This window comes from Roseivirga seohaensis (assembly GCF_001592945.1).
Lineage (GTDB): Bacteria > Bacteroidota > Bacteroidia > Cytophagales > Cyclobacteriaceae > Roseivirga > Roseivirga seohaensis.
In genome coordinates this window covers 61,682-83,572 of the sequence record NZ_LRPB01000006.1, presented here as the reverse complement: position 1 = coordinate 83,572, position 21,891 = coordinate 61,682, and the positions used below count along the sequence as shown (strand labels likewise).

The following is a 21,891-nucleotide window of genomic DNA, read 5'->3' as shown; positions in this document are numbered from 1 at the left end:
AATTTTTACGCAGGATCTACCAAGAATAATGGTTGATCATACTCTACTGGTGATGCATTTTCAACCAATACTTTTACGATGGTGCCAGAAATTTCAGATTCAATTTCGTTGAATAACTTCATGGCTTCTACGATACAAACTTTATCGCCAGCTGATATTGTATCTCCAACATTTACAAATGAAGGGTCTTCAGGCTTTGGTGAGCGATAAAAAGTACCAATCATTGGTGATTTAATTTGAACATATTTGCTCGACTCGTCATTTGCTGGAGCGGGTTTAGCTGCTTCTTGAGGAGCTGGCGCTGCGGCTATTGGGGCAGCTGCAACGGGTTGAGGCATAGAAGGTGCAGTAGCAATTACCTTTCCTTCGTTATCTCTTTTTACTTTGATTTTGAACTCTTCAGTTTCAATGTTGACTTCTGCTAAACCTGATTTAGCAATGAAGTCGATCATATTCTTGATTTCTTTAGCATTCATAACAATTCGATTATTTCGTTGAGATGGTGGCTATTTTACACGCTCACCGTATGAATTAGTTCTAGTATCTACTTTAATTTTGTCGTCTTGATTGATGAACAATGGCACTTGAATTTCAGCGCCAGTTTCGAGCGTGGCAGGTTTTGTGGCATTCGTGGCCGTGTCTCCTTTAATGCCAGGCTCGGTGTAAGTTACAACAAGTTCTACATATGCCGGTAACTCTACACTCAAAACAGATTCAGTTTCGGCATGAAAAAGAACGTCTACTTCTTGTCCGTCTTTCATGAGCTGAGGTGCGTTAATCAACTCTTCTGGCACTGCAACTTGTTCAAAAGTTTCTGAGTTCATCAGGTTATAACCGTAGTCATCTTTAAAAAGAAACTGATGAGGCCTTTTTTCAATTCTGGCCGTAACCACTTTTACACCAGCAGTGAAAGTATTGTCCAATACTTTTCCTGTTCTAATGCTTTTTAGTTTTGTTCTTACGAATGCAGGTCCTTTTCCAGGCTTAACATGCTGAAATTCGGTGATTGCGTAAAGGTCGTGATTGTATTCAATTACAAGACCGTTTTTAAAATCTGCTGTACTTGCCATGCGTTTATTTCAAACTAAGTTACAAATATTCAATTTTGATCATTAGGAATTTTTATGATGGGTCGTATGCCCATTTTAAATATATAGCTCCCCAAGTGAACCCACCACCGAATGCGGCTAAAATTAGGTTATCACCTTTTTTTAGTTGGCTTTCATAATCCCAAAGGCAAAGAGGAATGGTTCCGCTGGTTGTGTTGCCATATTTGTGGATATTCAACATTACCTTTTCTTCACCAATTTCCATGCGCCTTGCTGTAGCGTCTATAATTCTTTTGTTTGCCTGATGAGGAACTAACCAAGTAACATCTTCTCCTTGTAAGTTGTTTTTGGCCATAATCTCGGCAGAAACATCTGCCATATTAGTAACGGCAAACTTAAAAACTGCGGAACCTTCTTGGTAAACGTAATGCTCACGATTGTCTACGGTTTCATGAGAAGCTGGCTTTCGGCTTCCTCCGGCTTTCATGTGCAAATGCTGGGCTCCCGATCCGTCAGATCGAAGAATGGAGTCCATGATTCCGACATTTTCTTCCGTAGGCTCCAATAGAACCGCACCGCCACCGTCTCCGAAAATAATACAGGTGGTTCTTTCGCTGTAGTCTATGATAGAAGACATTTTGTCTGCTCCAACTACCACAACTTTCTTGTATTTGCCCGTTTCAATAAACTGGCTACCCGTAGTTACAGCATAAATAAACCCTGAGCAGGCCGCTTGTAAGTCGTAACTAAATGCATTTTTTGCTCCAATGGCATCTGCAATAATATTGGCAGTGGCAGGAAACATCATGTCGGGGGTAGTGGTGGCGCAGATCAGAAGATCAATTTCAGAAGGATCGGTATTCGTTTTTTCGAGCAAGCCTTTTACAGCTTCAATACCCAAAACAGAGGTTCCTTGACCTTCTCCTTTTAATATTCTTCTTTCTTTAATGCCAGTGCGGGAAGTTATCCATTCGTCAGTAGTGTCTACTATGGTTTCTAACTCTTTGTTGGTTAAAACATAGTCTGGCACCCAACCGTTGACGCCTGAGATTTTAGCTCTGATTTTAGTCATTCAATATTTTATAGAACGGAAAGCTCCATTCTTATTTCTAAATAATTCGCCAATATAAGGGTTCATGCTTCAGATTCAAATAATAGATTGAACGAAACCATATTTTGGTCAAATGAAGTGTCTATAAATAAATATTGCTCCTGAATGTTGATTCAGGAGCAAATATTCAAGAAGCCAAAAGTTAAACTTAGGCTAAAACTTCTTTTTCCATTACTACTTTACCTTTGAAGTAAAGTTTTCCTTCATGCCAGAAAGCTCTGTGAGGCAAATGCATTTCTCCGGTAGTTGGGCAAATAGCTAAAGCCTTGCCATGCAATTTTTTGTGAGTTCTACCTTTGTCTCTTCTGGTTTTCGAGGTTTTTCTCTTAGGATGCGCCATTTTTCTACAATTTTATAGCTTTCGCTATTCTTTATTTTTCAATTTCTTCAAAGAAGCCCATCGTGGGTCTATTGATTCTTCATTTTCCTGATCTTTATTTTTCTCATCATTATCTTCTTCCGAAGAGTATATCATGAGTACTTCATCTTCATTTTCATCTTCTTCATCTTGTTGAAAACGTGGGTGAAGTTTTTTCATGGGGATTTCAAGTCCTATAAATTCAAACATTATGGATGCTACGTTCAGTTGTTGGGTGTCGCGTGGTATTACCACTACTTCATCCGACAGTTCTTCATACTCGTTTCCGAGTTTGTATATAAACGGCCTTTCCAAGTCTATCGGAAAATCAAACAAATCTAGACTTCTATCACACTCTAGTTCTACAGAACCTTTAATGTGAAAAACAGTCTGAATCATTGTTTCGGACTTGATCAATGAAATGTTAGCAGTAAGTTTTCCTTTTCTAACTAGATCATTGTCAAATAATTCAAAGAACTTATCATCTAACAGAAATTCAAAATCATGCAGCCCAGTATTGAGCTTAAAGATCTGTATTTCATATTTTCTGATTGGTTTCAATTATCCCCTCTCAAAATCAGGACTGCAAAGGTATGAAAATTCAATTGAATCCTAAAATAGTGTTTACTTATTTCATTAATAAATATCGAACAATTATTAGTCAACTACTTGCGGGCGGTTAATGGTTTATTGATAGTTGTCTTAAATCGCTCTTAATTAGCTTATTCTCTTCGGTTTCGTATAATGTCAATTGCCATGTAAAGTGCAGCCCTCATACTACTGGGGTCGGCTTCGTTTTTGCCAGCAATCCCAAATGCGGTTCCATGATCGGGAGATGTTCTTACAATCGGAAGACCAGCGGTAAAATTAACGCCATCTTCAAAAGCTATGGTCTTGAAAGGAATTAAGCCTTGGTCGTGGTACATTGCCAATATACCATCAAATTTAGAATTGGTGTTATTGCCAAAGAAACCATCGGCAGGGTAGGGGCCAAAAACCAAATGCCCTTTTTCTTTGAATTCGTTGATTACTGGCTGTATTAGTTCTTTTTCTTCTGAACCCAATAGGCCATCTTCTCCAGCGTGAGGGTTCAGTCCTAAAATAGCGACTTTAGGCTTACTGATACCAAAATCCTTTTTCAATGATTTTAACATCAAATCTATTTTGCTGGTCAGTCTTTCGGTGGTTAATTCTTCTTTAATCTTCATTAAAGGAATATGACCAGTGGCCACGCCAATTCTAAGCCGATCGTTGCAGAGGAACATTAGGCTGTCTTTCGCACCAAAAGTAGTGGTGAAAAACTCAGTGTGACCAGGGAAGTTAAAGTCTCCACTTTGAATATTGTTTTTACTAATAGGGGCTGTGACAACTCCATCAATTATTCCGTTTTGTAAATCTGCCACAGCTTTTTGTAAAGAAGCTAAGGCGTATTTACCTCCCTCGCTGTTTTCTTCTCCTGGTTTAATTTCAAAATCTTCTTCCCAGCAATTAATCACATTGGCCTTTTTTTCATGTAGCCTATCGCCACTATTAAATTGATAGAAGGAGAAATTAGTAAGCTCTAGCATTTTTTTATAGTGCGAAAAGGCTTTACCGTGGCCATATAGTATTATGGTTGCATAATCGTAAAGCTTCTGTTCCGAAACGGTTTTTATAATTACTTCGGGGCCAATGCCATTAATATCGCCAATGGTGATGCCAATTACGGGTTTGTATGTAGTTTCGTCTTCTGAATGTAGATTCATAATCAAAGAATTTCCTGCTTTTGTAATCTTTAAAGAAAAGTTGAAGTAGGTTTGAATTTGAGAAGAACAATGAAGCCCTGCTCTGAGTAATCTTCAACAGAATTCTCATTTTGCGCAAATTAATGTTTTTTCTATAAGTTACTTCCATGTCATCAGTAAGACCTAAGAAACACCTCGGCCAACATTTTTTAAAAGATTTGAACATTGCCAAAAGTATTGCCGATGGACTTACTGGTCATGGAGGCTATGATAAAGTAGTAGAGATTGGTCCAGGAACAGGTGTGCTCACTCAGTTTCTTTTACAAAACAAACAAGAAACCTCAGTAATTGAGATTGACAGAGAGTCTGTGGCTTACCTCAAGCAGCATTACCCTCAGCTTGAAGGAAGAATTATTGAAGGTGATTTTCTGAAGTTGAATATGGAAGAGCTATTTCCAGGTAAATTTGGGGTAGTGGGTAACTTTCCATATAATATTTCATCACAAATATTTTTCAAAATTCTGGACTTGAAGCAGCAGGTGCCCGAAGTAGTTTGTATGATTCAAAAAGAAGTGGCCGATCGCCTTATTTCTGCCCCAGGAAATAAAGCCTATGGAATTTTAAGTGTGTTCTTACAGGCTTATTATGAGTTAGAATATTTATTCACAGTTCCTCCTAATGTTTTTAACCCTCCTCCCAAGGTAAATAGCGCGGTAATTAGGTTAAAAAGAAACAAAAGAGAAGCCTTGGATTGCGATGAAGTGCTTTTTAGAAGGGTAGTAAAAGCAGGTTTTCAAATGAGAAGGAAAACATTGCGCAACGCACTAAAACCAATAAATTTGCCAGAGGAACTCAGCGGAGAAAAAGTGCTCGATCAAAGGGCCGAAACACTTTCTGTTGACCAGTATGTGGAACTGACGAATCTTATATCATCGTGTCAGAAGTAAAAACCATTTTTGAACTTTCTAAAGAATACCTTAGTGCGCTAGAAATAGCCATAGAGGAAAAAAATAGTGCCTTTATCCGCGACACGATGGAGGGGGTGAATTCTGCCGATATTTCTGCATTACTGGATGAGTTGAATGCCGATATGGCCAAATATGTCATAGATATATTGGACAATGAGGTTGGGGCGGAAATTATAGAAGACCTTGAAGAAGACACTAGAACTAAATTCTTAGAAAACTTCACACCAAAAGAAGTAGCCGATTACATTACTGAAATGGATTCTGATGATGCGGTAGATATCATCAATGAACTTCCGGCCAAAACACGTGAAGAAGTAATTTCTGAAATTATTGATCCAGATACCGCTGCCCATATTCATGAGCTAATGCGCTATGATGAGGATTGTGCAGGAGGTTTAATGGCGAAGGAGATGATCATCGCCAATTTGAATTGGAACATTGTTCAGACCATTGAAGAAATTAGAAGACAGCGTGAAAATGTAGATCGTATTTACTCGGTTTATGTAGTTGACGATAAATATAAGCTATTGGGTAAAGTTTCTGTGAAGGATATTTTGCTAGCCAATGATAATACGCACATCAGTGAAATTTATGATGATGATGTCATTTCTGTTGAAACCTATATGGATGAAGAAGAAGTGGCCGACATCATGCGAAAATACGACCTCGATGTGGTGCCCGTAGTAAACCTTCAAGGCAAGCTAGTGGGTAGAATTACCATAGATGATATTGTAGATGTAATTACCGATCAGGCCGAAGAAGACAGACAACTGATGTCGGGTATATCTTCAGATGTAGAGGAAGACGATACCATTTGGGTGATTTTGAAAGCCCGATTGCCGTGGTTGATTATTGGTTTGGTAGGCGGAATTGTTGGTGCATATGTAATTCGAGGTTTCGAAGATCAAATTCAAACCATTACAGGCTTGGCGCTTTTTATACCATTGATTATGGCTACGGGCGGAAATGTAGGGGTGCAGTCTTCAACCCTCGTAGTTCAAAGTTTAGCCACTAAATCAGTATTTACCGATAGTTTAGGAAAACGACTCTTGAAAATGGTAGCAATTGCCATGTTTACCGGATTAGTGTTGGGCTCAATCAGCTTCTTAGTTGTCTATTTATATGGAGAAGTTAAACTCGGTTTAGTGGTAGCTATTGCACTTCAGGCCGTAGTTTTGCTGGCCTCATTTACAGGAACAGCAACACCACTGATATTAGATAAACTCGGAATTAATCCAGCTTTGGCTTCTGGGCCGTTTATTACCACGGCCAACGATATGTTGGGAATTACCGTGTATTTATTGATTGCCAACTTATTACTCTAAGCTTATGCAGAAGAAGTTTTTGATTGTTGATGATATGCATCAGAGCATCTGTGGATTGCTTTCAGAAATTGGAATAGATGCCGATTATCAACCCCAGATTTCCAGAAGTGAATTGCTCAGTATTATTGGTAATTACGAAGGCTTGCTCATTCGTTCTAAAACGGATGTAGATCAGGAGCTGATTAACGCTGCTGTTAAATTAGAAGTGATTGGCCGAGCGGGTGCTGGTTTAGATAAAATTGACGTTCAGTACGTGGAGTCGAGAGGAATTGAGATTCTGAATGCCCCAGAAGGAAATAGAGATGCATTGGCCGAGCACGCCATGGGGCTTTTGCTTTCCATGTTGAACAATATTATAAAATCTGATGCCGAAGTAAGAAATTGGATTTGGGACAGGGAAGGCAACCGAGGTGACGAACTAAGCGATAAAACCATTGGCATTATTGGCTATGGCTACATGGGGCAGGCTTTTGTACAAAGACTTAGGGCTTTTGATTGCCGTGTATTGGTGTACGACAAGTATAAAAAGGGCTTTGGAACCAAAAACGTAGAGGAAGTGAGCTTGGCAAAATTGTTTGACAAATCTGATATCCTTAGTCTTCATATTCCTTTAAATGAAGAAACTCGAGCTTGGGTGAATAAAGACTTTATTCAGAATTTCAGAAAGGATATTTACCTGTTAAATACCGCCCGAGGAGAGATTTTACCAACAAAAGACCTTTTGGAATTATTGGACTCAGGCAAAATAAAAGGTGCTGCCCTTGATGTTTTAGATAAGGAAAAGTTCGACAATCTGACCGAAGATGAGCGAAATCAGTTTACAGATCTATTTTCAAGGAAAAATATAGTTTTCTCTCCGCATGTAGGCGGCTGGACATTCTCTTCTTACAAAAGAATCAATGAAGTGTTGGTAGGGAAAATTGCCTCGCATTATCACATAATGTCAGAATCAAATAAGCCGTGATTTAGGAGGTGGTTAATTACCATTTTGAGTTAATTGAAAGCTGATAAATATACCTCAAATCTAATTTTAAGCCCTTTTCAATTACCCGAGTAAACTTACTGTTAGTAGGAGAGTATATATATTTTGCTTAAATTTGAAGCATACATCGCCTTAGCGGGCGATTTTTGTATTTAAAGCAACGGTTTCTGTTAGGAGCCGTTCTTTGTTTTTTATAGCATAACAAATTAAACAATTAAAACTATGGCTGGAATTTCATATTACACGGAAGAAGGCTTGCAGAAATTGAAGGATGAGCTTCATCACCTTAAAACCAAAGGGAGAGCGGACATGTCGAAACAAATTGCTGAGGCACGCGACAAAGGTGATTTGAGTGAAAATGCTGAATATGATGCTGCAAAAGATGCTCAAGGCCTCATGGAAATGAGAATTGCTGAGCTAGAAACGGTTGTTGGTGATGCGAGAATCATGAAAGATGAAAACGTAGACCTCTCTAAAGTTTCAATCCTTTCAACAGCTAAAATCAAAAACGTTAAAAACGGCATGGTAGTAAAATACACTTTGGTATCCGAAAAAGAAGCGGACCTGAAGGCCGGAAAAATATCTTATGAATCACCAATTGGCAAGGGACTCTTGAATAAAAAAATTGGTGAGATTGCAGAAGTAAAAGCGCCTGCTGGCACTATGCAATTCGAAATATTAGACATTACATTAGAATAATTATGCCAAGTATCTTCACTCGAATCATTAACAGAGAAATTCCCGGCCATATAGTGGCAGAAGACGATAATAACATTGCATTTCTGGATGTTAATCCATTGAAAAGAGGTCATGTATTATGCGTTCCTAAAGAGGAGGTGAATTATATTTTTGATATGGGTGAAGATACTTACATAAACCTACACAGCTTTACTAAAAAGGTAGCCAAGGCAGTGGAAGCTGCTGTGCCTTGCAAAAGAATTGGCGTAGCCGTGATTGGCCTTGAAGTGCCCCATGTTCACATTCACTTAATTCCGCTTCAGAATATTTCCGATATTGACTTTAGCAAACCCAAACTAAGTTTAAGTCAAGAGGAATTGGCCGAAACGGCTGAAAAGATAAAGGCGAAGTATCATGCCTAACCTTTAAAGGAAAGCGTAAACTCTGTTCCTTCATTAATTTTACTTTCTACTGAAATATGACCGCCTAGGTTGGTCATGTGGGTATGAACAAGGTAAAGACCTATGCCTTTGCTTTCTGGACGGGTGTTGAAGGTTTGACTCAAGCCAAAAATTCTATCTTTTACGGCATCTTTATCAAAGCCAATACCATTGTCGGTAAATATCAGGCGTTTAACTTCTCTCACCATTTTAGCCTTTATGGTTATAATGGGAGTGGTACTTGGTTTGGCATATTTGATTGAATTGGTAATGAGGTTCAGGAAAATACTTTCTAAATAATCCCGGTTAAAACTTATGGTCTGAAAGGAGGTGAAATCAATCTGAAAAACCACTTTTGAATTACTTATTAATGCGCCAATAGAGTCTTGCACGGTTTTTAATACCTCTGCCAATGATACATCTTCAATCTTCACTGAAACTTTGGCGTTTTCACTCAGCTCATTTAGGTGCTTGTTCATTTTGAACTCTAACTTTTCGGCCGTTTTTTTCAGAAGTTCAATCAAATTTAAGGTTTCTGGATTTTTAATTTCAGAGGTGTCTAAAAGGTGGAGAATACCGAATAGATTGTTCACAGGTTCTCTCAAATCGTGTGAAGTGGTAAATGATAAGTCTTTCAACTTCTTATTCATCATTGAAAGGTTAGCCAATAAAGCATTTCGCTCTTCTTCTAGCCTTTTTTTATGAGTTATATCTTTAGCAATAGCATAAACCAAGTTGTCTTCATTTAAGGGCATTGATGTCCATGATAACCACACTATTTCTCCATTCTTTTTCAAATAGCGGTTTTCATAATTCATAAGAGGCTTGCCTTTTTTAATGCTCTCTCGATATTCAGCGGTAAGATTTCTATCAAGTGGGTGGATAAAGCTGTTTATAGGCCGTGACAATAGCTCTTCTTCGGAGTAACCTAAAAGGTTTGGAACAGCAGGGTTTATCCTTTTGAAGAATCCATCGAACCCGGCAATGCAAAGTAAGTCTGGCGAAAACTTGAAGAAATAGTCTGAGTTCAATCTGAGTTTATTCATATAAGATTTATCCTTTCAGTAAATGCCCAAAAATCACGAGCGAATTATACATAAAGGACTGTTTTAGGATGTATGCTGATTAGGTAATTATATGTATTATAATTGAATGATGATATAAAATAATAAAGAAATTGGTTATCCTTATTTAACTCGGCCGGGATTATCAGAAATAAACGACTTCCAGCTTTTGTTGCCGCTTTGTTGGCTGCCACCCTGAAAATGATGGCAAAGCGCTACTGCTAAAGCATCGGTAGCATCGAATAATTTTGGGAGGGTTTCGATTTTTAATAACGTTTTCAACATGGCCGCCACCTGTTCTTTAGAGGCATTTCCATTTCCTGTAACAGATTGCTTCACTTTTTTAGGGGCATATTCTGTAATAGGAATTTCTCTGGCCAAAGCTGCGGACATGGCAACACCCTGCGCCCTTCCTAATTTGAGCATGGACTGAACGTTTTTTCCAAAGAAGGGGGCTTCCAGTGCCATTTCATCGGGTTGAAATTCTTCAATAACAGAAGTAACCCTTTCAAAAATCTTCTTCAGTTTTAATTCGTGCCCAGTGTATTTACTAAGGTGAATAACGCCAAATTGAAGGAGCGTGATTTTTTTGCCAGAAACCAAGATGAGTCCATAGCCCATTATACTGGTACCAGGGTCGATACCGAGAATGATTTTCTCTTTAATAGGAGCTTTGGCTAATGGCATAGGTGCAAGATAAATAAACCTTCCATTTCTGTAATTCAAAACAAGGTTTTAAATGCAAATGCTTTCCGCGTAATTCGCATATGGTTCTATTTGTCGCAGGTGTTGTTTTTAGTTACTTGCTACTTTTATTTTTCCCCATTCTTGCTTGGCAACAGATGCCGTTTGCTAGTGCTGAAAAGTATGAAGGGAAAGTATCGGTGATTATTCCTTTCAGAAATGAAGAAGCAAATCTGAAGCGATTAGTGGAGGCACTGAAGGTTCAAACATACCCATGGTTTGAAGTGCTTTTCGTAAACGACCACTCTACCGATGATTCATTAAACGTGTTAAGGCAGCTGGTTGAGAAAGATATCCCATTCTCTTTTAGTATTATTTCTTTAGAAGAAACCCAAGGAAAGAAAGCCGCTATTACGGCAGGTATTGCACAGGCTTCGGGTGAAATTATTGTTATTACAGATGCAGATTGTTGGTGTAATGAAAACTGGCTGAAAGCTATGACTTCTGGTTTTAACAACTCCCAAACACAAATGATTACAGGGCCGGTGGTGTTGGAAGGAGGAAGTTTCTTTCAAAAATTGCAACGGATTGAATTTGGTGCAGTGCTGGCTTCTTCCGCAGCATTGATTGGTTTAGGTAAACCCACCATGGCCAATGGAGCCAATTTAGCCTATAGAAAATTGGTATTTACTGAGGTAGAAGGGTTTACGGGCATAGAACAAACACCTTCGGGTGACGATGAGTTGCTGATGATGAAAATAGCCAAAAAGTACCCGAATGGTGTTGTCTTTGCTAAGAATCCCGATTCAGTTGTACATACTCTTGCCCACACAAATTGGGTCGATTTTATTCAGCAACGCAAGCGTTGGGCCAGTAAATGGAAAGTAGGCATGCGGTGGTCTACAATAATATCGGCCTTGTTTGTTTATTCAGTGCAAATAGCCCTTGTGGGCTTAGTGCTATTGTTCCTTTTTGGAAAAGTATCATTAGTTTCTTTGGTTGGGCTTTGGCTAATAAAGGTGGTTTTAGAGCTTCAGCTCATTAGAAATTACTTCCGTGATTTAAAACAAGCCTATTCGTTTTTCCACTTCCTTTTGTTACAAACCTTTTATCCTTTTTACGTGCTTTATGTTGGTTTGGCATCTAACTTTGGGCGTTTTCAATGGAAGGAAAGAAGTTTCAAAATCTAGTACAATAATATGACCGACAATGAGTTTGATGTTTTGGATGAGCTTTACTTCGTTCAACCTTTTAATGCCATTTTGGAAGAAACGCAGTTGGCAGAGAGCGAACTTAAAGAAGTACTCTCAGGGCTGTTGAACAAGGGTTGGGTAAAATGCTTTGGCGACCGCCAAGCAGAAATGCCAATTGCATTGAGTGAGTTGGGGAATGATCTCACTTCGTATTTTTATTTGGCCACCAAAGAAGGCTTATTAGTTCACAACGGTCGTTAAGCACTATGCAAGATACACTTCAACGTAAGTTTTATAGAAAGGAAATGGAGGTAAACGCACTCTTGGAAATTACCCAAGCGGTGAACGACAACCTTCCTGAAGATGACCTCTATAAAATTTATGAATTTACCCTTAGGGCCAATCTGCAATTATCTAAAATGGTATTGTATGTGAAAGACCTAGACTGGGAATGTAAGGTGCAATTTGGTGCAAAAAAGGATTTCACTAAAATACCACTCGATACAGGGTGTTTTGATCTGAAGAAGATAGTTGCGGTGACTGATGCAAAACTCTCTATTTCATGCTTTAATGAATTTGATATCATAATACCTGTTACTCATAAAGAAAAACTGCTCGCATTTGTATTTATTAAAACTTCAGAAGAAGAAAAAGGAGCCGATACCACCTTTATACAAGCCTTGAGTAATGTGATTCTCGTAGCGATTGAAAATAAGCGATTGGCCAGAAAACAACTTGAGCAACAGGCCATTCAGCGCGAAATGGAAATTGCTAGAAACGTTCAGAACTATCTTTTTCCAGATGTTTTACCTAATTCTCAAAAATTAGAGATAAAGGCATTCTACCAGCCGTGTAAAACTGTAGGTGGAGATTATTACGATTATATTCCTATTCCCAACGAAAATCAATTTCTAGTTTGTATTGCCGATGTATCGGGAAAGGGAATGCCTGCCGCTATATTAATGTCTAATTTTCAGGCAGTATTAAGAACTTTGAGTAGGAATGCTGAAAATCCAGAACAGGTAATACATGAACTGAATCATCAGACATGGCACAACGCAAAGGGTGAAAACTTTATAACCTTCTTTTTAGCCGTCTACGACTTTGATAAAAAGAACCTTCGCTATTTTAACTGTGGTCACAATCATCCGGTTTTGATTACAAAGGATGAGGTAATGATTTTGAACGAAGGAAGTACCGTGTTAGGCGCATTTGATCCGCTTCCGTTTTTGGATAAAGGTGAAATTGAAAATATAGAAGAATTCTCGCTTTTCATGTTTACCGATGGCCTTACCGAAACTTTTAATAGTGCTGGAGAAGAGTTTGGCGAAGAAAGGCTAAGGAAGTTCTTGGTGGATCATAAAAATAAAGACCTTCAAACTACCCACAATGATTTAATGACAGAGTTAGAAGGATTCAAAAAGGAGAATGCCTTTGCCGATGACCTTACTTTCTTATCTTGTAGGGTAAATAATGCTACTCCATAAAACACCCATATTTGCCCGATGGCTTTACCCTAGCTTAGTTTGGAAACAAACAAGTAATGAAAAAGCCATTTATTTAACCTTCGATGACGGCCCAATTCCAGAAGTTACACCTTGGGTATTGAAAACGCTGGGTGAGTTTGATGCAAAGGCTACTTTTTTTTGTGTTGGAGAAAACATACACAAGCATCCCGACATTTTTAAAGAAGTACTCAGTAAAGGTCATTCGGTAGGTAACCACACTTATCATCACGTAAAAGGGTGGGAAACAGACGCTACTGAATATCTTAAAGACTTTTTGAAGTGTGAGGAAGAACTTCATAAGTATGGAGAAGAAGGAAGGCTCTTTAGGCCTCCTTATGGTAAAATCACCTTTAAGCAAATCAAGCAATTGTCTTCTCGAAAAATCATTATGTGGGATGTGCTCTCAGGTGATTTCTCGCAAAAACTATCAGCTGAAACCGTTTTAAAAAAGAGCATTCAGTATTCTAAATCAGGAAGTATTATTGTATTCCATGACAGCTTGAAGGCTTTTGATAGCCTTCAATATGCATTACCTCGCTATTTAGAGCATTTTCAATCGAAAGGTTTTACTTTTAAACCGTTATGATTGGTGAAGTTTTGCTTGTTACGTTTGCGCTCATCCTACTTTCAGAACTGGCCTTAATCTGGAGATTTAAGCGTTTTTTTATTAAAGCCGTTGAAATTGATTCTATTCAAACTTGGCCTAAAGTAACTATTTTAATTGCTGCTAGAAATGAAGAAGAGAATTTAAAGGCTTGCTTTAACGCGGTTGCCAATCTTGATTATCCGCACGAAAAGCTTCAGGTTTTAGTAGGGAACGACCAGTCAACAGACGGAACTCAAGGTATAATTGACAGTTGGATCAATAAATATCCTCATGTCAAATCCATTTCTATCCTACCTCATTTAAATGGACTTATTGCTAAGTCGAACGTTTTGGCACAATTGGCGACCAAGGCCGAAGGTGATTATTTAATCATTTTAGATGCAGACGTTACTGTTACTCAACATTGGCTGAAAACGATGGTTGCTCAAGCAATTCAAGGCGTTGATGTGGTGAGCGGTTATACCGAAGTAAAAACCGAAGGTTATTTTTCATCCATTCAGAAAATGGATTGGCAAAATAGCATTCATAGCCTAAAGGTTTTTTCAGACTACGGAAATACACTTACAGCCTTGGGTAATAATATGCTGATTTCGAAAAAGGCATATCAAACAATAGGTGGTTTTGAAGCCCTTGGTAAAACTAAAGTAGAGGATCTGAAATTGTTATTGGCCGCTAGAAAAGCAGGCTTGAAAACAGCACAACTTATTGATAAAGGAGCAGGCATTACTTTTCCTATAAAAGGGATTTTAGACTATGTTGATCAGAGAAAACGCTGGCTCAAGGGAATTCTGAGCTATAGAACACTTTCTGGTATCGGGTTTATAGTTTATCGTCTGCTGCTGATTGAAATGTTGGCGGTATTGTTATTTCTAACAAACTCAAAAGTGCTCATCGTATTGATTTCCTTGATAGTATTAAAACTACTGATCGAAAACATTAAACAGTATCAAGTTAAGCGTACTCTAGGTCAAGTTGATGTTAAGTTTAGTCTCTTCAAGCCATTTATTATTGCTCTTTTAGATACATTTGCTCTTGTTGTTTTAGTGCTGAACCCTAGAGTCAGCTGGAAGAAAAGAAAGTTTAAATGATGATTGAAACCCATGCCCATATTTATGCCGACCAGTTTGAGAAGGACATAGATGAGGTATTAGAAAGAGGAAGAGAAGAAGGCATTTCTAAAATCTACATGCCCAATATTGATCATACATCAATTGATGGAATGCTGGAGTTGGAAGAAAAATATCCAGATTTGTGTGTGGCTACCATGGGGCTTCACCCGTGTTCTGTAAAAGGCGATTTTCAGAAAGAACTTTATATTGTTGAAGAGTGGCTTGGAAAGCGCGAGTTTGCAGCTATTGGTGAAATGGGTACTGATTTGTACTGGGATAAAACCTTTATCAATCAACAAGTAGAGGCCTTCAAGATTCAAGTAGCTTGGGCAAAACAATATCAAAAACCGATTATAATCCATTGTCGAGAATCATTAGATATGACCATCGACTTGGTAGAAGGTCTTAAAGAAGACAACCTTACAGGTGTTTTCCATTGCTTTAATGGTTCTGTAGCGCAAGCAGAACGTATTCATAAACTTGGCTTTCATATTGGTTTAGGTGGGGTGGTTACCTTCAAAAACAGTGGTATGGATGAGGTAATTCCTCAATTAAATATGGATCATGTGGTTTTAGAAACCGATAGCCCTTATTTGGCGCCTGTTCCTTATAGAGGGAAAAGAAATGAGCCTTCCTATTTAAAGTTGGTAGCTCAAAAAATTGCTGATTTAAGGCAAGTTGGGGTAGCAGAAATTGAAGCCATTACCACTAAAAATGCCAATTCATTATTTAAAGTGCAGTCATGATTTCAACCCTAGAATTTTCGCCTAACCCAAAAGCATCTATACTTATAGTATATACTGGTGGTACTTTGGGGATGGACTATGAAGAAAACGGTTCGCTAGTACCTTGCGACTTTGAACGCGTAGTAGCCAGAATACCTGTTTTGAAGGAATTAAATATTAACCTGTCGGTAATTTCCTTCGACCCTCCAATTGATTCCTCGAATGTAAAACTCGAGCATTGGGTACAAATTGGTCAAACCATTAAAGATAATTACACCGCTTTCGATGGCTTTATTGTGCTGCATGGAACAGATACTATGGCATATTCTGCTAGTGCTTTAAGCTTTATGCTGCAAGGTTTGAACAAGCCAGTTATATTTACGGGGGCTCAATTGCCTATTGCTTCCCCCAGATCAGATGGGCGAGAAAACTTTGTTACAGCATTAGAGATTGCCGCAGACAGCAAAGATGGAGTGCCGGTTGTTTCAGAAGTATGCATCTTTTTTAACCACTTATTGTTGCGAGGAAACCGTTCAAAGAAAGTTGAAAGTCGTCATTTCGATGCTTTTGAATCTGAAAACTACCCTGCATTGGCGGAGGCTGGCATTGTGATAGATTATAATTATGCCGCTTTAAAGGCCTATGACCACAATTCTAAACTTAAATTTTACCCAGAATTAAAGGACGATATTGTTATTTTAAAGCTGTTCCCAGGTATTAATGAACACGTGGTAAAGCACTTATTGAATGCCCCATCTATTAAAGGAATAGTTATGGAGAGCTATGGTTCAGGTAATGTTCCTCATCAGCCTTGGTTCTTAAACTTATTGGAAAGTGCTGTAAACAAGGGAGTTGTTGTGCTGAATGTTTCGCAATGTAATGGGGGAAATGTAATTCAAGGTAAATATGAGGCCAGCAGTGCTTTAAATAGAATAGGCGTTATTAGTGGCGGAGATTTGACAACTGAAGCCGCTACTACGAAAATGATGCACTTATTTGGTAGAAACACTGAATTAGATGAACTTAGAGAAAAATTGACGAGTGCTATTTCGGGCGAAATGAACTGATTTTTATTGATTGACAAAAACATAAATCAATTTGCATAAAGGATATTTTATTGATTTATTTGTCACCTTGCGATAAGCGCATTTGTTGATAAAAGTTGAGGAGAGGTGTCCGAGTGGCTGAAGGAGCACGCTTGGAAAGCGTGTATACTCGAAAGGGTATCGAGGGTTCGAATCCCTCTCTCTCCGCATGATCAACTAAAAACTTAAGTATAATTTCTTTTAACAATAATTATTAATAATTTAGAAACCGTTTTAACCTTTATTAATCAAAACTAGACTATGAAAAAGTTATTCTCACTATTGATGATCTTAGGCGTTCTGTCGATTGGATTCAATGCTTATGCTCAAGACGATGCTCAAGAAGGAGCTACAACCGAGCAAGTAGAAAACACCATACCAGAAAACCCTGACTATTCAGACGAATTGGCGGATATGCCAGAAGAGTCTTTAGATCAAGTCATCAAACAAAAATTTATTGAAGGAGATCCTAAGTTTATGTCTCCAGTATTAATCTGTTTAATTCTTGGACTTGCTATCTCAATCGAAAGAATTATCAGTCTTAATATGGCAACGACTAACACAAACAAGCTTTTGAGCAAAGTAGAAGATGCTCTAGAGTCTGGAGGGGTTGAAGCAGCTAAAGAAGTGACCAAAAACACAAGAGGTCCAGTAGCATCTATCTTTACTCAAGGTCTTATGAGAATGTCAGAAGGAATTGAAATGGTTGAAAAATCAGTGATTGCTTACGGTTCTGTAGAAATGGGTCGTTTAGAAAGAGGTCTAGTTTGGATTTCTCTATTCATCTCATTGGCTCCAATGTTGGGTTTCATGGGTACTGTAATTGGTATGATCGGTGCCTTCGATGCGATTGAAGCAGCTGGTGATATTTCTCCAGGATTGGTTGCTGGTGGTATTAAAGTAGCCCTTTTAACAACAGTTGGTGGTTTGATCGTTGCGATTATCCTTCAATTGTTCTATAACTACTGTGTTTCTAAAATCGATTCAATTGTTAACTCAATGGAAGATGCGTCAATCTCTTTGGTTGACTTGCTAGTGAAGCACAATTTGTCTAAGTAATTAACCTGTAAATAGATTATTATGGATCAGGACCAATTAATTGATTTAGGATTATACGCATCCTACATTCTGCTTGCTGTAGCAACGGTTGCCGCTATTGTGATGAACCTAGTTAACTCTTTGGGTAATCCTAAGAGTTTGGTTAAGAGCGGAATCGGCTTGGTAGTTTTAGGTTTAATATTCTTTATTGGATATTCAATGGCCCCTGCTGAAATCGACCTTGTTAGCCAAAGAGCTTTTGAAGCTACTAACATAGACCCTTCTGCAGCGTCAACGGTAACTGCCTATAAATTGATAGGTGGAGCAATGACCACAACTTTAGTACTACTATTAGTAGCTGTTGTAGGTTTAATATATTCGTCAATCGCAAGAGTAGTTAGATAATTTAATTATGGCAAGAAGTAAGAACAGAGGAAGTCAGGAGGTAAATGCCGGCTCAATGGCCGACATCGCTTTCCTATTATTGATATTCTTTCTGGTAACTACTCAAATTGCCACCAACAAAGGTTTGACCTTGTTACTTCCTCCTAAACAGGATGAAGAAGAACCAGACCAAGTAAAGCAACAAGAGAGAAATATCTTTAAAATTCAGGTAAACTCCCTGAATCAGCTGTTGGTGGAAGATGAGAGACTAGACGATCCATCTTTGATAGGAGATATGGTTTATGACTTTATTTTAAATTTCGGTAAGATGTCTGACGTTGAGAAAGGCCCTACTGGAGAGAAAGTGAGTGATAGACAAACCTATGAGTCTTTACCTGCTACAATGAAAGCATACATCAATAATAAGTTGAGGTCAGGCGAATCGTCTGATGGACCAAACGCTGCTATTGTATCGCTTAAAGCAGATAGAGGAAGTAGTTATGAAATTTTCATTGAAATTCTAGATCAGCTAAACGCTGCTTATAACCGAGTGTATGGTGAAAGGGTAGGTTTAACTGCTGAGGAGTTTAGGAAATTGAATAGAAACGATCCAAGAGATTTGGATTTATATGATAGAGCTCGTTCAGGAATACCTAAGTCGATCTCGATTGCAGAACCAAGTAAAGTAGGAGGTTAATATGTCAAAGTTTAAGAAGAAAAGTGAGTCCAGTCAGGACATCCCAACTGCGGCATTGCCTGATATTATCTTTATGCTTTTGTTTTTCTTCATGGTAACAACTGTGATGAGAGAAACAGAGGTTTTGGTAAAGCAAGATATTCCAAGAGCTGAGCAATTAGTAAAGCTTGAAAAGAAAAAGCTTGTAACCTATCTATACGTAGGTGAACCTAAAGAACCTGAGATTTTTGGTACAGAATCATTAATCCAAGCCAACGATGCATTTATTGCTATTGACGGTATTGTTCAGTGGGTGAACACAGAGAAAGATCAACTTAGCGAAGTTGAGCGTGATCAAATCACAATTTCTCTTAAAGTAGATAAGGAAACCAAAATGGGGATTATTGTTGATATTCAAACTGAATTGAGAGAAGCAAATGCTCGTAAGATCATTTATGCTACACCTCAAAAAACAGATGATAACTAGTTTTGATAAAACTACATAATATAGAAGGCTGCCATTTGGCAGCCTTTTTTTATTCCCGGTTGTCTACTTTGGTATTTAATAATCAGATTACAGCTTAGAGGCCAGTAAGCTGTTTGAGATAAAATAGAATGCCGCCTTATGAGTATATATGTTTCGAGTATTACTGTAGCATCCGTAAGTCGGAGGTTTTCAAGTAGAACGCTCTAAAACAATAAAGGGGTTCTTATGCGAGAGCCCCTTTATTGTTAATAATTAGTAAAAGATGTTTTCTTAATACACCTTCTTGCCATTCAAATATGTGGCAGTTATCTTTAAGTTCCTAAGCTCTGATTCGGGAGCTTTCATCATATCTTTTTGGGTGAAGATGAAATCGGCAAATTTGCCCACTTCAATACTCCCTTTCTCGTTTTCTTCAAAGTTAGAATAAGCTGCCCAGATGGTCATGCCTCTAAGCGCTTCTTCTCTGCTAAGTTTGTTTTCAGCTTGCCATCCGCCTTCTGGCCAGTTTTCTGCATCCTGACGAGCCACTGCAGCATGAAAACCATACATAGGATTAATGTCTTCCACTGGGAAGTCGCTACCCAGCGCGATATAACCGTTTTGGTCGAGTAAATCTTTAAAGGCATAAGCCGTTTTTACTCTTTCTTCCCCTAATCTTTCTGCTGCCCAATACATATCTGAAGTAGCATGCGTAGGCTGAACTGACGGGATGATATTATACTTTCCGAATTTTGGAACATCTTCTTTCGAAACTACCTGTGCGTGTTCAATCTTCCATCTTAAGTCATTATCCTCAGGAAGGTATTTGCCATAGATATCAAGAATAACACGATCAGTTCTATCACCTATACAGTGAGTATTCATTTGAAAGCCCATGTCATAAATTACTTTCGCCAGTTCATCGTAAGTCGATTCTTTCTCTAAAAGGAAGCCAGCATTTCCTGGGTCATCAGAATAATCACTTAATAAGTTAGCACCGCGAGAACCTAAGGCGCCATCACCATACACTTTAAACGAGCGAACATTGAGGTAATCTGTTTTGATCTTACCCTTCTTTTTAAAGTAATCAATACTTTCTTCTGAAGGGGCTACCATGGCGTAAAGCCTCATTTTAAGCTCACCTGATTTATTCAATGAATCGATTAACTCAATTGTGCTTACCTCTAAGCCAGCGTCTACAACGCCTGTAAGACCAACTTCAAAGCAATTTTGTTGCGCCATAATAAGTGCTTCAATTTGATCGGCTCTAGTTTGCTCAGGAATGTATTTGCCAATCAAATCCATGGCGTTGTCTACCAATAGCCCCGTTGGTTCTCCATTCTGATCGAAGTAGATTTTACCTCCCGTTACTTCCTTTGTTTTACCGAAAATCTCACTTTGACTCATGGCAGCAGAATTTGCCAAAGCTGCATGGCCATCAACCCTTGAAAGGAAGACGGGCACATCAGGGAATAATTTATCGAGTTTTTCTTTGCTCGGAAACTCTTTATTTTCCCAATCATTCTGATCCCAACCGCGGCCAACTATCCATTCATCGTCTGGGTATTTTTCGCGGTGTGCCTGAAGAATTTCAAGAATTTCATCAAAGGATTTTGTGCCAACTAAATCTGCATTTTTCAAACCTAAACCATAACGGTAAAAGTGTGCATGTGCATCAATCAGCCCTGGATAAACAGGAGCACCTTCTAAATTAATGGTTTCATCAGATTCAAAGTCTTTGAGAATTTCTTCGTCTGACCCAACGCCAACAAATTTCCCGTCTTTCACAGCGAAAGCCGTTGCAACAGTAAAATCATCGTTTACGGTATATACCGTAGCGTTGTGAATAATCAGGTCAGCTTTCTGCTTTCCCCCACATGACCACAGAAAGAACATTACTGCGGCTATTGATAATAGTTTTTTCATTATTCGAACCTTAAGTGTTTTACAGAATCACCAGAGTCTCTGAGTTCTCTTAGTGCGTCAATCCCTATTTCTAAATGGTCGTTAACGAAGTTTGAAGTGACTTTTTTATCACTTTCTTCGGTTTTCACACCTTCTGCAATCATCGGATTGTCAGAAACCAAAAGGAGAGCACCATGAGGGATTTGATTTACAAAACCCACTGTGAAAAGCGTAGCGGTTTCCATATCAACGGCCATCGCTCTAATTTTACGAAGGTATTTCTTGAAGGCCTTGTCATGTTCCCACACCCTACGGTTAGTAGTGTAGCAGGTGCCAGTCCAGTAATCGCGCTCATGCTTCTTGATCATAGAAGAGACAGACCTCTGCAAACGGAAAGAGGGTAATGCTGGAATTTCAGGCGGCATGTAGTCATCGCTGGTTCCCTCGCCACGAATGGCGGCAATAGGTAGGATCAAATCACCAATGGCAGTTTTCTTTTTCAAACCACCGCATTTGCCTAGGAATAGAACTGCTTTAGGCGAAATGGAAGAAAGTAAATCCATTACCGTAGCAGCCATGGCACTTCCCATTCCAAAATTGATAATGGTAATGTTTTCTGCTGTTGCTGATTGCATGGGGCGGCCTACGCCTTTAATTTCAACCCCAAACTTGTTGGCAAACATTTCTACATAGGTAATAAAATTAGTTAGTAGAATGTACTCTCCGAAGTCTTCATTGGGAACCCCAGTATAGCGGGGGAGCCAGTTTTCAACAATTTCTTGCTTAGTTTTCATGTATAAGTTTTGGGTTCA

General features: G+C 38.6%; 26 protein-coding genes and 1 tRNA gene. 17 read left to right on the top strand and 10 right to left on the bottom strand.

Annotated features, from left to right (window positions below; all coding sequences use genetic code 11):
- Positions 1 to 5: 5 nt before the first annotated feature.
- The 6 genes from accB to pdxA all read right to left on the bottom strand — a co-directional run bounded on the left by accB (position 6) and on the right by pdxA (position 4,263).
- Entirely contained in the window at positions 6 to 476 is a 471-nt protein-coding gene (gene accB, locus AWW67_RS04145; protein WP_062300428.1) for an acetyl-CoA carboxylase biotin carboxyl carrier protein, read from the bottom strand.
- Between the two features lie 30 nt (positions 477 to 506).
- Complete coding sequence (efp, locus tag AWW67_RS04140) at positions 507 to 1,070, bottom strand: elongation factor P (RefSeq protein ID WP_053222815.1); 564 nt, start codon at positions 1,068 to 1,070, stop codon at positions 507 to 509.
- Between the two features lie 52 nt (positions 1,071 to 1,122).
- Positions 1,123 to 2,121 carry a beta-ketoacyl-ACP synthase III gene (locus AWW67_RS04135; RefSeq protein ID WP_062300427.1) on the bottom strand — a complete coding sequence of 333 codons (999 nt, stop codon included), beginning with the start codon at positions 2,119 to 2,121 and terminating at the stop codon, positions 1,123 to 1,125.
- Between the two features lie 187 nt (positions 2,122 to 2,308).
- On the bottom strand, positions 2,309 to 2,500 hold the full coding sequence (gene rpmF, locus AWW67_RS04130) for a 50S ribosomal protein L32 (RefSeq protein ID WP_053222813.1): 192 nt from the start codon (positions 2,498 to 2,500) through the stop codon (positions 2,309 to 2,311).
- 24 nt (positions 2,501 to 2,524) lie between these two features.
- Entirely contained in the window at positions 2,525 to 3,079 is a 555-nt protein-coding gene (locus tag AWW67_RS04125; protein ID WP_062300426.1) for a YceD family protein, read from the bottom strand.
- A 161-nt stretch (positions 3,080 to 3,240) separates the two neighbouring features.
- The gene (gene pdxA / locus AWW67_RS04120) at positions 3,241 to 4,263 is read right to left on the bottom strand and encodes a 4-hydroxythreonine-4-phosphate dehydrogenase PdxA (RefSeq protein WP_062300425.1); all 1,023 of its coding nucleotides are present in this window, start codon (positions 4,261 to 4,263) and stop codon (positions 3,241 to 3,243) included.
- Positions 4,264 to 4,409: 146 nt separating this feature from the next.
- Here pdxA and rsmA point away from each other — a divergent pair, with 146 nt between their 5' ends.
- The 5 genes from rsmA (at position 4,410) to AWW67_RS04095 (ending at position 8,617) form a co-directional block, all read left to right on the top strand.
- Positions 4,410 to 5,189: a 16S rRNA (adenine(1518)-N(6)/adenine(1519)-N(6))-dimethyltransferase RsmA gene (gene rsmA, locus AWW67_RS04115; protein ID WP_062300424.1), complete on the top strand. Its 780-nt coding sequence runs from the start codon at positions 4,410 to 4,412 to the stop codon at positions 5,187 to 5,189.
- Positions 5,177 to 6,535, top strand: a complete 1,359-nt coding sequence (mgtE, locus tag AWW67_RS04110; RefSeq protein ID WP_053222809.1) for a magnesium transporter — start codon at positions 5,177 to 5,179, stop codon at positions 6,533 to 6,535. The genes rsmA and mgtE overlap by 13 nt, the downstream gene beginning before the upstream one ends.
- A gap of 4 nt (positions 6,536 to 6,539) precedes the next feature.
- The gene (locus AWW67_RS04105; RefSeq protein WP_062300423.1) at positions 6,540 to 7,499 is read left to right on the top strand and encodes an NAD(P)-dependent oxidoreductase; all 960 of its coding nucleotides are present in this window, start codon (positions 6,540 to 6,542) and stop codon (positions 7,497 to 7,499) included.
- Positions 7,500 to 7,739: 240 nt separating this feature from the next.
- Positions 7,740 to 8,216 (top strand): transcription elongation factor GreA, encoded by a 477-nt coding sequence (gene greA, locus AWW67_RS04100; protein ID WP_053222807.1) that lies wholly within the window; start codon positions 7,740 to 7,742, stop codon positions 8,214 to 8,216.
- A 2-nt stretch (positions 8,217 to 8,218) separates the two neighbouring features.
- Entirely contained in the window at positions 8,219 to 8,617 is a 399-nt protein-coding gene (locus AWW67_RS04095) for an HIT family protein (protein WP_062300422.1), read from the top strand.
- Here AWW67_RS04095 and AWW67_RS04090 read toward each other — a convergent pair.
- Both AWW67_RS04090 and ruvC read right to left on the bottom strand, forming a co-directional pair.
- Positions 8,614 to 9,681, bottom strand: a complete 1,068-nt coding sequence (locus AWW67_RS04090; RefSeq protein WP_062300421.1) for a PAS domain-containing sensor histidine kinase — start codon at positions 9,679 to 9,681, stop codon at positions 8,614 to 8,616. The genes AWW67_RS04095 and AWW67_RS04090 overlap by 4 nt on opposite strands.
- 141 nt (positions 9,682 to 9,822) lie before the next feature.
- Entirely contained in the window at positions 9,823 to 10,386 is a 564-nt protein-coding gene (gene ruvC, locus AWW67_RS04085; protein WP_062300535.1) for a crossover junction endodeoxyribonuclease RuvC, read from the bottom strand.
- A gap of 155 nt (positions 10,387 to 10,541) precedes the next feature.
- Between ruvC and AWW67_RS04080 the strand changes: the two genes are divergently transcribed.
- The 12 genes from AWW67_RS04080 to AWW67_RS04025 all read left to right on the top strand — a co-directional run bounded on the left by AWW67_RS04080 (position 10,542) and on the right by AWW67_RS04025 (position 19,195).
- Entirely contained in the window at positions 10,542 to 11,573 is a 1,032-nt protein-coding gene (locus tag AWW67_RS04080) for a glycosyltransferase (RefSeq protein WP_176699991.1), read from the top strand.
- A 9-nt stretch (positions 11,574 to 11,582) separates the two neighbouring features.
- Entirely contained in the window at positions 11,583 to 11,837 is a 255-nt protein-coding gene (locus AWW67_RS04075) for a hypothetical protein (RefSeq protein WP_053222802.1), read from the top strand.
- A 5-nt stretch (positions 11,838 to 11,842) separates the two neighbouring features.
- Entirely contained in the window at positions 11,843 to 13,063 is a 1,221-nt protein-coding gene (locus AWW67_RS04070) for a GAF domain-containing SpoIIE family protein phosphatase (RefSeq protein ID WP_062300419.1), read from the top strand.
- On the top strand, positions 13,050 to 13,670 hold the full coding sequence (locus AWW67_RS04065) for a polysaccharide deacetylase family protein (RefSeq protein WP_062300418.1): 621 nt from the start codon (positions 13,050 to 13,052) through the stop codon (positions 13,668 to 13,670). Before AWW67_RS04070 ends, AWW67_RS04065 begins: the two co-directional genes overlap by 14 nt.
- On the top strand, positions 13,667 to 14,779 hold the full coding sequence (locus AWW67_RS04060; RefSeq protein ID WP_062300417.1) for a glycosyltransferase: 1,113 nt from the start codon (positions 13,667 to 13,669) through the stop codon (positions 14,777 to 14,779). The genes AWW67_RS04065 and AWW67_RS04060 overlap by 4 nt, the downstream gene beginning before the upstream one ends.
- On the top strand, positions 14,776 to 15,546 hold the full coding sequence (locus AWW67_RS04055; protein ID WP_062300416.1) for a TatD family hydrolase: 771 nt from the start codon (positions 14,776 to 14,778) through the stop codon (positions 15,544 to 15,546). The genes AWW67_RS04060 and AWW67_RS04055 overlap by 4 nt, the downstream gene beginning before the upstream one ends.
- Positions 15,543 to 16,592, top strand: coding sequence for an asparaginase (locus AWW67_RS04050; RefSeq protein WP_062300415.1), 1,050 nt, complete (start codon positions 15,543 to 15,545; stop codon positions 16,590 to 16,592). The genes AWW67_RS04055 and AWW67_RS04050 overlap by 4 nt, the downstream gene beginning before the upstream one ends.
- A 99-nt stretch (positions 16,593 to 16,691) precedes the next feature.
- Positions 16,692 to 16,778 (top strand) — tRNA-Ser (locus AWW67_RS04045).
- Positions 16,779 to 16,871: 93 nt separating this feature from the next.
- A complete protein-coding gene (locus AWW67_RS04040) occupies positions 16,872 to 17,669 on the top strand; it encodes a MotA/TolQ/ExbB proton channel family protein (protein WP_053222796.1) in 798 nt (265 codons plus the stop codon).
- Positions 17,670 to 17,690: 21 nt separating this feature from the next.
- Complete coding sequence (locus AWW67_RS04035; protein WP_062300414.1) at positions 17,691 to 18,053, top strand: hypothetical protein; 363 nt, start codon at positions 17,691 to 17,693, stop codon at positions 18,051 to 18,053.
- A gap of 7 nt (positions 18,054 to 18,060) precedes the next feature.
- Positions 18,061 to 18,729, top strand: a complete 669-nt coding sequence (locus AWW67_RS04030; protein ID WP_053222794.1) for an ExbD/TolR family protein — start codon at positions 18,061 to 18,063, stop codon at positions 18,727 to 18,729.
- A 1-nt stretch (position 18,730) separates the two neighbouring features.
- Positions 18,731 to 19,195: an ExbD/TolR family protein gene (locus AWW67_RS04025; RefSeq protein WP_053222793.1), complete on the top strand. Its 465-nt coding sequence runs from the start codon at positions 18,731 to 18,733 to the stop codon at positions 19,193 to 19,195.
- Positions 19,196 to 19,465: 270 nt separating this feature from the next.
- Here AWW67_RS04025 and AWW67_RS04020 read toward each other — a convergent pair whose 3' ends face one another.
- Together AWW67_RS04020 and AWW67_RS04015 are read right to left on the bottom strand one after the other, a co-directional pair.
- Positions 19,466 to 21,100, bottom strand: coding sequence for an amidohydrolase (locus tag AWW67_RS04020; RefSeq protein ID WP_062300413.1), 1,635 nt, complete (start codon positions 21,098 to 21,100; stop codon positions 19,466 to 19,468).
- The gene (locus AWW67_RS04015) at positions 21,100 to 21,873 is read right to left on the bottom strand and encodes an AMP nucleosidase (protein ID WP_053222791.1); all 774 of its coding nucleotides are present in this window, start codon (positions 21,871 to 21,873) and stop codon (positions 21,100 to 21,102) included. Before AWW67_RS04015 ends, AWW67_RS04020 begins: the two co-directional genes overlap by 1 nt.
- Between the last annotated feature and the right edge of the window lie 18 nt (positions 21,874 to 21,891).